The following is a 12,275-nucleotide window of genomic DNA, read 5'->3' as shown; positions in this document are numbered from 1 at the left end:
TCTATCTTCCATTATAGCATATTTTTTCAGTCTGTGACATCTCTCTTTAAAAGGCACCGATACTGCCCCCGCCGCCACCTCCGGAGAAGCCACCACCAGAACTTCCATTTCCAGAAGATACGGAATAGGTACTTGCTGTGTTTGCGACATTGACATAATGGCTCATTTGTGCTGTTGAATGATAAAACATATTGTGCCAGCCATAAGCTACATAGAGATTGATATCTGGATTTTCCACTTGAATCTGATGAAACTTCATCAAATGACTGACCTTGTCTGCATAGCCAAATAAAGTCGCATAAACCAAGAGGCGATTCCAGACCACAATACTTTCCAATTCAGCCTGATCCAATCGTGCAATCTCACGCAACATATTTTCAAAACTGGTCCAGAGATAGTATACTTCTGCTCCTGCTTCATTTAGGACACCATCACGATTATCTAATCGAAGCTTCCAATAATAGAAAACAGCCAAAACCAAACCTAGAAAACCAAGTATTGGCAAGGGGATGTAAAGATAGCCATAAACATCCAAACTGTACAAGAACAAACCAAATCCGATAAATAGGGGCAGGATAGTCAAGGCACCCATACCCACTTGCAAGGCCTTTTCCCCACCAGTTAAAGGACGATAGTAATCCGGAAGCCCCCAGAAGGTAACCCGATTTCTCACTCCTTCTTGCATCTGGTTCAATACTTCTTCAAAAGAAGATTTGAGCTGACGCCCCTTTGCTTGAATCCGTTTTTCATCAGAGGCTTTTGCTCTACGATAAAGACTATCAGATACCTTGTAATTCGCAAACAAATTGGAAAGAGTTTCTTCTTTTTTGCCTGAAAAAGCTAGATTTAGGCAGTCTTTCTCAAAGCTTGACAAACCATCTTCTTTTACTAGCCTCAAACCAACTGCATCTCCTTCTGAAATGATAGAGACATTCCCACGGTCTATCACATCTAACAAGGTAGCTTGAATAAGTTGGTCAAAGGTGAATTTTCCATCTCCCTTGACCAAGGGACTCACTTCCTCCAAGGAGGTCGAGTAGACAGCCTCTGATAAAACCATAGGCTCTAATTCCATTGGTGGTTCATAGAGACGATGATTTTTGGCATATTTGACCGAAGGAGTGGTCTTTCTTCTATAAATAAAATAAAAGCAAATACTCAATAACAAGGAGATAGAAAGTATCGAAGGGAAGACCCAAGTAACGAGTTGTTTACTCTGCTCTTTTTCTTTAAAAATCGAGTCTTCTATCTTATTAAACTCTTCTAAACGATTCCCTTTCAATCCCTGATCCCTAGCGCTAGCAAAATCGGTCCGAGGCCAATAGGCATGTAACTCAACTCCACGTTTAGCCGGAAGATTGTCTAAACGGATAGTATAATCAAGGTTACTCTTTTCAACCGTTCCCTCTCTAAAAAGTTTCCCTGTATGGAAAAAGAGTTTTTCAGCCCCCTTGTCTCCCCTTACATGAAATTCAAACTTCCCAATAGCCCCTGAACTATCTGTCAGAGGTTGCCAATTTAATTCAGCGATATCATCATAAAGGAAAAGCAAATTCTTTAAGTTCCAGATAAGGTCAATTTCAACTGTGTCGCCTTCCTGGCCTGGATTATAGACTTTAACAGTATAACCATCTGCTCCTTCTATCACTTCGCTAGTAACGTCTGCTAGTTCAGCACCGTTTTTCGAGGCCTGAACCTTTGGTTGAGGATCTATCTCAAATCCACTAGGCATCTTGCCTGCACGTCCAAGTCCCACGATTTGACCCTTAAAGTCCTCCTCAAACTGGTAAACTATCTTCTGTCTAAATTCTGCTGTATTGTCTGCATGAATATACAAATCACCTTGATAAGAGTTTATCTTGAAATCAATGGCAAAAACAGAGAATGGCAGAAGACAAAACAAGCCTAACACCAGTAAGAAAAAAGTTTTTTTCATCAACTAAGCCCCCTTTTTATCTTTGCTATCATTATATCATTTTTTCACAAGTAAGGGCTTACCTATATTGAAAAATAGATTTTTTTTCGATAAAATAGGAGACAGTTATTTTTTAATAGATTAGAAATAGGAGAAATCATGAGAAAAATATACTTATCTATTTTCACAAGTCTCTTGCTGATGCTGGGACTTGTCAATGTTGCCCAAGCCGATGAATATTTACGCATCGGGATGGAAGCAGCATATGCTCCCTTTAACTGGACTCAGGATGATGATAGCAATGGGGCTGTCAAAATCGATGGGACTAACCAGTATGCTAACGGATACGATGTTCAAATCGCCAAGAAAATCGCTAAGGACTTAGGTAAAGAACCTTTGGTTGTTAAAACAAAGTGGGAAGGTCTAGTTCCTGCCCTTACTTCTGGTAAGATTGACATGATTATCGCAGGTATGAGTCCTACTGCCGAACGCAAACAAGAAATTGCATTTTCAAGCAGTTACTACACTAGCGAACCAGTTTTGCTTGTCAAAAAAGATTCTACTTATGCAAACGCAAAATCTTTGGATGACTTTAACGGTGCAAAAATTACTTCTCAACAAGGTGTCTATCTTTATGACTTGATTGGTCAAATCCCAGGTGCTAAAAAAGAAACTGCCATGGGAGACTTCGCTCAAATGCGCCAAGCTCTTGAGGCTGGTGTCATCGATGCCTATGTTTCTGAACGTCCAGAAGCTCTGACTGCCGAAGCTGCTAACTCTAAGTTCAAGATGGTTCAAGTAGAACCAGGTTTCAAAACTGGAGAAGAAGATACAGCTATCGCCATCGGACTTCGTAAAGATGACAACCGTATTAGCCAAATCAATGCCAGCATTGAAACCATTTCAAAAGACGATCAAGTTGCCTTGATGGATCGTATGATCAAGGAACAACCTGCCGAAGCTACAACAACTGAAGAGACTAGCAGTAGTTTCTTTAGTCAAGTCGCTAAAATTCTTTCTGAAAACTGGCAACAACTCTTGCGTGGTGCTGGTGTCACTCTTTTAATCTCTATCGTCGGAACCATCACAGGTCTCATTATTGGACTTGCCATTGGTGTCTTCCGTACTGCTCCTCTATCTGAGAATAAGGCCATTTATGGCTTACAAAAACTAGTCGGCTGGATTCTCAATGTCTACATTGAAATTTTCCGTGGTACCCCAATGATCGTTCAATCGATGGTTATCTACTATGGAACTGCCCAAGCTTTCGGTATTAACCTTGACCGCACACTTGCTGCTATCTTCATCGTTTCGATCAACACTGGTGCCTACATGACTGAAATCGTTCGTGGTGGTATCCTAGCAGTTGACAAGGGACAATTTGAAGCTGCGACTGCTCTTGGTATGACTCATAACCAAACCATGCGTAAGATTGTCCTACCTCAGGTTGTCCGTAACATCCTACCAGCAACTGGTAATGAATTTGTCATCAATATCAAAGATACATCTGTATTGAACGTTATCTCTGTTGTCGAACTTTATTTCTCAGGAAATACAGTGGCAACACAAACCTATCAATACTTCCAGACATTTACAATCATCGCCGTGATTTACTTTGTCCTCACCTTCACCGTAACACGTATCCTACGCTTCATCGAACGCCGCATGGACATGGATACCTATACTACAGGTGCTAACCAAATGCAAACGGAGGATTTGAAATAATGACACAAGCAATCCTTGAAATTAAACACCTCAAAAAATCCTATGGACAAAACGAAGTGCTAAAAGACATTTCACTCACTGTCCACAAGGGAGAGGTAATCTCTATCATCGGAAGCTCTGGAAGCGGAAAATCAACCTTCCTACGCTCCATTAACCTACTTGAAACTCCAACTGATGGACAAATCCTTTATCATGGACAAAACGTTCTCGAAAAAGGCTATGACCTCACGCAATACCGTGAAAAGTTGGGGATGGTGTTCCAATCCTTTAACCTCTTTGAAAATCTTAACGTACTTGAAAACACAATTGTCGCTCAGACGACTGTCCTTAAACGCGAACGTACAGAAGCTGAAAAGATTGCCAAAGAAAACCTTGAAAAGGTTGGCATGGGAGAACGTTACTGGCAAGCAAAACCGAAACAACTCTCAGGTGGTCAAAAACAACGTGTGGCCATCGCTCGTGCCCTCTCCATGAATCCTGACGCTATTCTCTTTGATGAACCAACATCAGCTCTCGATCCAGAAATGGTTGGAGAGGTCCTCAAAATCATGCAGGATCTAGCTCAGGAAGGCTTGACTATGATTGTCGTAACCCACGAAATGGAATTCGCCCGTGATGTCTCTCACCGTGTTATCTTTATGGATAAGGGGGTGATTGCTGAAGAAGGCAAACCAGAAGACCTCTTCACCAATCCTAAAGAAGACCGTACAAAAGAATTCCTTCAACGCTATCTCAAATAAAAAGAAAAGGCTGCATAAATCGTGCAGCCTTTTTGCTGTCCTCATACTCTTCGAAAATCAAATTCAAACTACGTCAACGTCTCCTTGCCGTACTCAAGTACAACCTGCGGCTAGCTTCCTAGTTTGCTCTTTGATTTTCATTGAGTATCAAAATGAAAAGGCAGACCTTATTCAAGAATCCGCCATTATCCAAAGATTAATCTTCAAATTTTTCATGATTTTTTTCATAGAAATCAATTAAACCTAGAGCTGTTTCAAATGAAATATTTTTTACTTTTGCACGACCCTGCGCTAGAGCAATGATAGACATTTCACGCGCATTCGTTTCTTTAGAGATACGGTAGCCTGTGATTTTCTTATCACGAACCCAGCCAACAACTGATTCTACTTTTTCAAAGTTTGACTTAGCCATGTCCTTCTCCTATTTTCTTCTTTACGATATTTAATTGTATACGTTTTTATGACTTTTGTCAATAAAAAAACATATATTCAATAAAATTAATGATTTATTTTTCTATTACTATCTTATTAAAGCCGATAATATATAGGTTTTCACTTACTATAAACCATTAGTAAACACCTTTAAAATAATTGTATTATTAACTCTTTTGTTTGTAAAAATATTCATGCTTTACAAATAGCAATTCTTGATAGATTAGACAGGTTTTATCTTCAACTTTATTCTATTTACCTAACTTTAAAATGATATTTCTAATAGCAGAAGACTTGCTCTCCACACTATTACTAACTATTATTTCTCTTCTCCTTCTTTGATATTCTTCCTGCCTTTATAAGCACTTTTCACTTGCTCAACTGGTACTATTTATTTACTTTATCAATATTCCTTTTTATTTCTTCAAACCTATAAAAAGATGAGTAGTTAGGACACAATAGTATCCTATCTTCCAATATTTTCCACTGTTTTTATCTTCTTAGTATCTCATCACTCGTCTCAGTCAGTTCAGCATAAGGTTTTTATTAGTATTGATTATTTTTTCTAATTCCTATTATATTTAACCAAATCACAGATTAGCCCTATATAAAATAGCGGATTTCAAAAATACTCCTTAAATATAATAAGTAATTTTACTCCCTTACTATAAACCAAATCAAAAAACATAGGTACTATAATGAGTTGAGATAGAAATAGCGTAATCGATTTCCTAAGTCCATAGGAATCGCCCCCTTTCTTCACCTTCATTATAGCACCTATACATCAGTTGTGCAAATAATATGATATTTTTTTATTAGTCCTCAGACAAGCATATTATAGAGCGTTTCATTACCATTTAAGTTAATATAAGATGGATCAAAACCTTCCATTCGACGAATCAGACCTGCATAATCATGCTTATCTGCCAAGGCAATCCCAATCAATACTGGTCCTGTCCCCTTGCTAGCTCGTTTGATATACTCAAAACGTGTGATATCATCATTTGGCCCCAAGATATCATTTACAAACTCACGCAAGGCCCCTGGACGCTGTGGAAAATTCACTACAAAGTAATGCTTAATCCCATCATAAATCAAGGCACGCTCTTCCATTTCCGGCATACGGTTGATATCATTATTTCCTCCAGAAATGATACAACAAATGGTTTTCCCCTTGATATATTCAGCCAAAACCTCTAAAGAAGCGATACTAGCCGCTCCAGCAGGTTCTGCGACAATCCCTTGCTTAGAGTAAAGGTCAATCAAGGTTTCAGAAATCAATCCCTCATCGACACCTACTAAGGTTTGAACATATTGACGAGTTGCTTCATAGGTCAATTGACCTACCTTTTGTACAGCAATCCCATCCGCAAATTTGTCAATTTCTTTGAGTTTGACAGGTCCACCAGCTTCAAAGGCAGCTTTCATGGAACGTGCCCCATTAGCCTCTACTCCGATGACTTCAATTTCTGGACTTGTTTCCTTGATATAGGTAGAAACCCCAGCAATGAGACCGCCACCTCCAACAGGAACTAAGACAGCATCAAAATCAATCGATTCTTTTCGAGCCTCTTCTAAAATCTCATAAGCAACGGTCCCTTGACCAGCCTGAACATGGGCATCATCAAAAGGATCAATAAAGGTACGATTTTCAGAGACTGTAAATTCTTGGGCTGCTTTGGCTGAGGCATCAAAAGTATCTCCAACTAATTTAATAGTCACGAAGTCCCCACCAAAAAAGCGAACTTGACCAATCTTTTGTTGCGGAGTAGTAATGGGCATAAAGATAGTAGCAGGAATTTTCATCTCATTACAAGTATAGGCAACTCCCTGCGCATGATTTCCCGCAGAAGCACAGACTACCCCACGCTCACGTTCTTCCTTGCTGAGCTGGGAAATGGCATAATAGGCACCACGGATCTTAAAAGAACGAACACGTTGAGCATTTTCCTTTTTCAAATAAATCTTAGCACCATACTTCTCCGATAAATAATGGTCATAATCCAGTGGGGTATTCACAACCACACCGTTCAAGACCTTATGAGCCTTGATTATATCTTTTGAACTTAACATCATTTTCTCCTAAACTATTTCATACTTATCGCAATCCATCCTTTTAAAAAGAGATGAATTGATTATAAAAGCGAGTTAGTCCCCCAACTCGCCTTCACCTTAATTTCTATCAATTAGTTATAGATTTTGAATGCATCATCGTCGTTTTTACCAACGAATGGCATTGCTTTACGCAATTCTGCACCAACTTTTTCAATTTCAAGGTTAGCTGCTTGTTCACGGTAAGCAGTCAATTTTGGACGTCCAGCTTTATAGTCATTTACAAAGTCATTTGCAAATTTACCATTTTGGATGTCTGCCAAGACAGCTTTCATGTTTTCTTTAACTTGCTCAGTAATTACACGTGGACCTGATACATAGTCACCGTACTCAGCAGTGTTTGAAATTGATTGACGCATTTTCTTGAAGCCACCTTCGTAGATCAAGTCAACGATCAATTTCATTTCGTGAAGAACTTCAAAGTATGCCAATTCTGGAGCGTAACCTGCTTCTGTCAAGACTTCGAAACCTGCTTCGATAAGGGCAGTCAAACCACCACAAAGTACAGCTTGTTCACCAAACAAATCTTCTTCAGTTTCTTCTTTGTATGTTGTTTCAAGAAGACCTACACGAGCTGCTCCAACACCTTTACACCAGTCCATAGCAATGTTTTTAGCATTTCCTGTTGCATCTTGGTATACTGCATAAAGAGCTGGAACACCAAATCCTTCTTCGTAAGTACGACGTACCAAGTGTCCTGGTCCTTTAGGAGCACACATGAAGACATCTACATCTGCAGGAACTTTGATAAATTCAAAGTGAATGTTGAAACCATGGGCAAATCCAACTGCATTTCCAGCTTCCAAGTTTGGAGCGATTTCTGCTTCGTACAATTCTTGTTGGATTTCGTCTGGTGCCAAAATCATGATAACGTCAGCCAATTTAGTTGCTTCTGCTACTGTGTAAGTGTCAAATCCATCTTCTTTTGCTTTGTCAAAAGATTTACCTGGACGTACACCGATGATGACATCACGACCTGAGTCACGCAAGTTTTGAGCATGCGCATGTCCTTGTGAACCATAACCGATAACGGCGATTTTTTTACCGTCAAGTGCTGCTACTTTAACATCTTTTTCATATTCCATTTGAACTGCCATAGTTTTTCTCTCTTTTCTATTATTTATTGCCTTTTAGGCTGGTTTAACAAATTTAAAATATTTTTATACTCAATGAAAATCAAAGAGCAAATTAGGAAGCTAGCCACAGACTGCTCAAAGCACTGCTTTGAGGTGGTAAATAAGACTGACGGAGTCAGTAACATATACCTACGGCAAGGCAAAGCTGACGTGATTTGAAGAGATTTTCGAAGAGTATTAATCGCGGGTAAATCCAGTTGCACCAGTTCGAGCAATATTGCGAATACCGTATGGTCGAATGACTCGCAACAGAGCTTCACTCTTTTCAGCATTTCCTGTCATCTGAATGGTAATCGAGCTTGGTGCTACGTCTACAACTGTTGCACGGAAAGGTTGAATAATCGCTAGAATCTCAGCTCGCTTCTCAGCTGGCGCTGACATCTTAACCAAAATTACCTCGCGCTCCAAATGAGGCTTGTCTGTAATATCTCGAATGCGAATCACATCAATTTGACGATTGAGCTGTTTGATAATTTGCTCCACCTCATCATGTGAAGCTACATCAATAATAACGGTGATACGAGATACATTCGGATCTTCTGTTGCTCCAACAGAGATGCTTTCGATATTAACCTGACGACGAGATAGGACACCTGTAAAGCGATTGAGGACTCCTGATCGATTCTGTAGTTTTGCTGTTAACATTCTACGCATGGAACTTCACCCCCAACATCTCATGATTACTCTTACCAGCTGGTACCATTGGTAACACCTGTTCCTTACGAGAAATATCTACCTCGATTAGCATAGGAACATCCTCAGTGATGACTTCAAGGTCTTGGGCCAAGGTCTCAGGATTGTCAAACTTATAGTTTTTAATTCCATAAGCTTGTGCCATCAATTGAAAATCAGGAAGAGTATCAAAGACCGACTCAGATGTTCTACCTTCATAGAAGGATTCCTGCCACTGGCGAACCATTCCAAGCGAGTGGTTGTTCAGCATAACCACCTTGATTGGCACCTTGTAAATGTTCAAAATAGCCAATTCCTGGTTAGTCATTTGGAAACCGCCATCCCCAACAAACAAGACTACTTCCTTATCTGGATTAGCAATTTTAGCTCCGATTGCTGCTGGAATTCCAAATCCCATCGTTCCCAAACCACCTGAAGTCACTAACTGACGTTCATTTTGGTAGGGATAATACTGAGCTGTCCACATTTGGTGTTGACCAACGTCTGTTACCACAATAGCATCTCCGTTAGTTAATTCACCAATTCGTTCAATAACAGCTTGCGGTTGAACTACACGCTCTTTCTTATCGTAAGAACGAACGCGGTTCTTGTCTTTGGTAACTTTTTCAATCCATTTCTCAGTATTGTTATGAACGGTTGGTTCCGCCAGCAACATTTGCAAAGCTTTCTTAGCATCTCCAACTACAGGAATATCTGCACTGATAATCTTGCCAATCTCGGCTGGGTCAATATCAATATGAGCAACCTTAGCATTCTTAGCGAAGGTCTTAGGATTCCCCGTCAAGCGGTCATCGAAACGACAACCAATACTAATCATAAAGTCCGCTTCCGTCATGGCAATATTAGCTGCAAATGACCCGTGCATGCCTCCCATTCCAAGGAAGAGTGGATGACTCGTTGCAATCGTTCCTTGTCCCAAAAGACTGGTTACCACCGGGATTTGATAGCGTTCTGCAAATTCATTTAATTCTGCAGCTGCTTCAGCATAACTAATCCCCCCACCAGCTAACAAGACTGGTTTTTTAGCCTTGGACAATTGCTTCAAAATTTTCTTGATTTGCATATCATTCGGCTCAAGAGTCGGTTGATAGCTTGGTAGGTTCACTTCTGGTGAATAGATGAAGTCGGTTTCTAAAGCAGATACGTCTTTAGGTAGGTCAATAACAACTGGCCCTGGTCGACCTGTAGTTGCGATATGGACAGCTTCCGTAATGATTCGAGGGATATCAGCTGTCTCCCGAACTTGGTAATTGTACTTAGTGATTGGCATGGTAATTCCCACAATGTCTGCCTCCTGGAAGGCATCCTTCCCAATCCCTGCTCGCGCCACCTGACCTGTAAAGACCAAAAGGGGAACACTGTCGCTCATGGCATCCGCAATCCCTGTAATAGCATTTGTTGCTCCCGGTCCGCTAGTGACGACGGCAACACCCAACTTTCCAGTTGATTTGGCATAACCTTCAGCTTCATGCAAACAACCTTGCTCATGGCGTCCTAGAATGTGGCGAATGCCTTTAAAATTATATATCGCATCATACAAAGGCAAGACCGCACCACCAGGATAACCAAAGATGGTATCAATTCCTAAATCACGAAGTGTTTCCAAAACTAGATCCGACCCCGTCTTAGGAGATTCTAAACTGATTTTCTCCATTGTTCCCCTTTCTCTTCTCTTAAAAATAACTTGTTACTATCATACCATTTTTTCAAAATTTTTCAAGAGAAAAGAAGAAATTTTCTGAATTTTCTATTTTAAAGTTTATTTATGAATGTTATTTTTGTTTTTATAAAAAAGATACCGATTTCATTTACTAAAAAAGAAAAAAGAACTGATTTCTCAGTCCTTCATTAATCTTATTCTACACTAAATAGGTATGGGTAAACAGGTTGTTGACCTTGGTGAATCTCGACTTCAACGTCTTCGAATTCTTCTGTGATTTCTTGGGCAATTTCATTGGCAAGTTCTTCGCTTCCGTCTTCACCGACATAGAAGGTTACAATTTCACTATCTTCATCCAACATATGTTTCAAGGTTTCTATCAAGGTTTGGTGCATGTCAGGGTTTGACACGAGAATTTTCCCATCCACCATACCAAGATTATCGTTTTCATGGATTTCTAAGCCATCAATGGTTGTATCACGTACAGCTGTTGTGACGCTTCCACTAACAACATCGCTAAGAGCAGCAGTCATACGCTCTTGGTTTTCTTCGATTGACTTGCTTGGATCAAAGGCAAGAAGACTTGTCAAACCTTGAGGAAGAGTGCGAGCTTCCACCACTACTGCTGGTTGCTCCAAAACTTCTGCTGCAGATTGAGCTGCCATGAAGATGTTTTTGTTATTTGGCAGGAAGATAATGTTACGAGCGTTGACCTGTTCAACAGCCTTGATAAAGTCTTCTGTTGAAGGGTTCATGGTTTGACCACCTTCGATAACATAATCCACACCTTGAGAACGGAAGATATCTGCTAGACCTTTACCAGCCACCACAGCAATCAAAGCATACTCTTTTTCTTCAGCTGGTTTGCTAACTTGAGCAGCTTCTTTCTCAACCTGTGCTTCGTGTTGGTTACGCATATTGTCAACTTTTACCTTGACCAAGCTACCATATTTGAGACCTTCTTGCATAACAAGACCTGGATCTTCTGTATGGACATGGACTTTGACGATTTCATCATCATTAACAACGAGGAGAGAATCCCCAAGTTCATTCAAGTAGTTACGGAACTCTTCATAGTCAAAATCTTTAGCATAGGTTGGACCTTGCTTAAGAGCTACCATGATTTCAGTACAATAACCAAAGGTGATATCCTCAGTCGCTACATGACCAGCTACAGACTTGTGGTGCTCTGCATTGATCATTTCACTCATGTTGGCCGGAGTCGCTACAAAGTCCTCAGATGCGATATATTCACCAGTAAGGGCTGAAAGGAAACCTTCGTAGATAAAGACCAGTCCTTGACCACCTGAGTCCACAACGCCAACTTCTTTCAATACTGGAAGCATGTCTGGTGTTTTAGCTAGAGCTGTTTTAGCACCTTCCAAGGCTGCGCGCATGACTTCAACAGCGTCATCTGTTTGCTCAGCTTTTTTCTTAGCACCGATAGCAGCCCCACGAGAAACTGTCAAAATCGTTCCTTCAACTGGTTTCATCACTGCCTTATAGGCAACTTCCACACCTGATTGGAAGGCAAGGGCCAAGTCTTGACCTGTTAACTCATCTTTATCCTTGATAGCTTGTGAAAATCCACGGAAAAGCTGAGACGTAATAACGCCTGAGTTTCCACGCGCACCCATCAAAAGACCTTTGGCAAGAATGCTCGCTACCTCGCCAACTGTAGAAGCTGGCTTGTCTGCAACTTCTTTAGCTCCATTTTCAATGGTCATTCCCATGTTTGTTCCAGTATCTCCATCTGGAACTGGAAAGACGTTTAATGAATTGACATATTCAGCTTGCTTATTCAAGCGAGTTGATGCAGCCTGCACCATTTCTTGAAATAAGCTAGTAGTAATTTTTGACAC

The 12,275-nt window shown here is 40.4% G+C and carries 9 protein-coding genes; 2 read left to right on the top strand and 7 right to left on the bottom strand.

Features of this window, described 5'->3' with window-relative positions; all coding sequences use genetic code 11:
* Window positions 1-46: 46 nt before the first annotated feature.
* On the bottom strand, window positions 47-1,936 hold the full coding sequence (locus tag JQ841_RS05155; RefSeq protein ID WP_203180315.1) for a DUF2207 domain-containing protein: 1,890 nt from the start codon (window positions 1,934-1,936) through the stop codon (window positions 47-49).
* 138 nt (window positions 1,937-2,074) lie between these two features.
* Here JQ841_RS05155 and JQ841_RS05150 point away from each other — a divergent pair, with 138 nt between their 5' ends.
* Both JQ841_RS05150 and JQ841_RS05145 read left to right on the top strand, forming a co-directional pair.
* Window positions 2,075-3,640, top strand: a complete 1,566-nt coding sequence (locus tag JQ841_RS05150) for an ABC transporter substrate-binding protein/permease (protein ID WP_020901541.1) — start codon at window positions 2,075-2,077, stop codon at window positions 3,638-3,640.
* Entirely contained in the window at window positions 3,640-4,380 is a 741-nt protein-coding gene (locus JQ841_RS05145; RefSeq protein ID WP_000189477.1) for an amino acid ABC transporter ATP-binding protein, read from the top strand. Before JQ841_RS05150 ends, JQ841_RS05145 begins: the two co-directional genes overlap by 1 nt.
* A gap of 196 nt (window positions 4,381-4,576) precedes the next feature.
* Here the strand turns inward: JQ841_RS05145 and JQ841_RS05140 are convergent, their stop codons facing one another.
* The 6 genes from JQ841_RS05140 to JQ841_RS05115 all read right to left on the bottom strand — a co-directional run bounded on the left by JQ841_RS05140 (window position 4,577) and on the right by JQ841_RS05115 (window position 12,275).
* Complete coding sequence (locus tag JQ841_RS05140) at window positions 4,577-4,792, bottom strand: capsule biosynthesis transcriptional regulator (RefSeq protein ID WP_001130036.1); 216 nt, start codon at window positions 4,790-4,792, stop codon at window positions 4,577-4,579.
* An 842-nt stretch (window positions 4,793-5,634) separates the two neighbouring features.
* Complete coding sequence (gene ilvA, locus JQ841_RS05135; RefSeq protein WP_004256769.1) at window positions 5,635-6,885, bottom strand: threonine ammonia-lyase IlvA; 1,251 nt, start codon at window positions 6,883-6,885, stop codon at window positions 5,635-5,637.
* Between the two features lie 113 nt (window positions 6,886-6,998).
* Entirely contained in the window at window positions 6,999-8,021 is a 1,023-nt protein-coding gene (gene ilvC / locus JQ841_RS05130) for a ketol-acid reductoisomerase (RefSeq protein ID WP_000290683.1), read from the bottom strand.
* 216 nt (window positions 8,022-8,237) lie between these two features.
* Entirely contained in the window at window positions 8,238-8,714 is a 477-nt protein-coding gene (gene ilvN / locus JQ841_RS05125) for an acetolactate synthase small subunit (RefSeq protein WP_020902727.1), read from the bottom strand.
* Entirely contained in the window at window positions 8,707-10,407 is a 1,701-nt protein-coding gene (locus JQ841_RS05120; protein WP_000411747.1) for an acetolactate synthase large subunit, read from the bottom strand. Before JQ841_RS05120 ends, ilvN begins: the two co-directional genes overlap by 8 nt.
* 200 nt (window positions 10,408-10,607) lie before the next feature.
* The gene (locus JQ841_RS05115; RefSeq protein ID WP_000036657.1) at window positions 10,608-12,275 is read right to left on the bottom strand and encodes a DAK2 domain-containing protein; all 1,668 of its coding nucleotides are present in this window, start codon (window positions 12,273-12,275) and stop codon (window positions 10,608-10,610) included.

Origin of the sequence: Streptococcus mitis (assembly GCF_905187535.1) — a bacterium.
Classification (GTDB): domain Bacteria; phylum Bacillota; class Bacilli; order Lactobacillales; family Streptococcaceae; genus Streptococcus; species Streptococcus mitis_BS.
The sequence above is the reverse complement of the archived record's forward strand: the minus strand, read 5'-3'. Positions and strand labels throughout refer to the sequence as shown.

What these genes read in the sequence shown, in the direction of transcription:
- JQ841_RS05155 (WP_203180315.1), bottom strand. Translation starts at nt 1,936, where the DNA reads ATGAAAAAAACTTTTTTCTTACTGGTGTTAGGCTTGTTTTGTCTTCTG.
- JQ841_RS05150 (WP_020901541.1), top strand. Translation starts at nt 2,075, where the DNA reads ATGAGAAAAATATACTTATCTATTTTCACAAGTCTCTTGCTGATGCTG.
- JQ841_RS05145 (WP_000189477.1), top strand. Translation starts at nt 3,640, where the DNA reads ATGACACAAGCAATCCTTGAAATTAAACACCTCAAAAAATCCTATGGA.
- JQ841_RS05140 (WP_001130036.1), bottom strand. Translation starts at nt 4,792, where the DNA reads ATGGCTAAGTCAAACTTTGAAAAAGTAGAATCAGTTGTTGGCTGGGTT.
- ilvA (WP_004256769.1), bottom strand. Translation starts at nt 6,885, where the DNA reads ATGTTAAGTTCAAAAGATATAATCAAGGCTCATAAGGTCTTGAACGGT.
- ilvC (WP_000290683.1), bottom strand. Translation starts at nt 8,021, where the DNA reads ATGGCAGTTCAAATGGAATATGAAAAAGATGTTAAAGTAGCAGCACTT.
- ilvN (WP_020902727.1), bottom strand. Translation starts at nt 8,714, where the DNA reads ATGCGTAGAATGTTAACAGCAAAACTACAGAATCGATCAGGAGTCCTC.
- JQ841_RS05120 (WP_000411747.1), bottom strand. Translation starts at nt 10,407, where the DNA reads ATGGAGAAAATCAGTTTAGAATCTCCTAAGACGGGGTCGGATCTAGTT.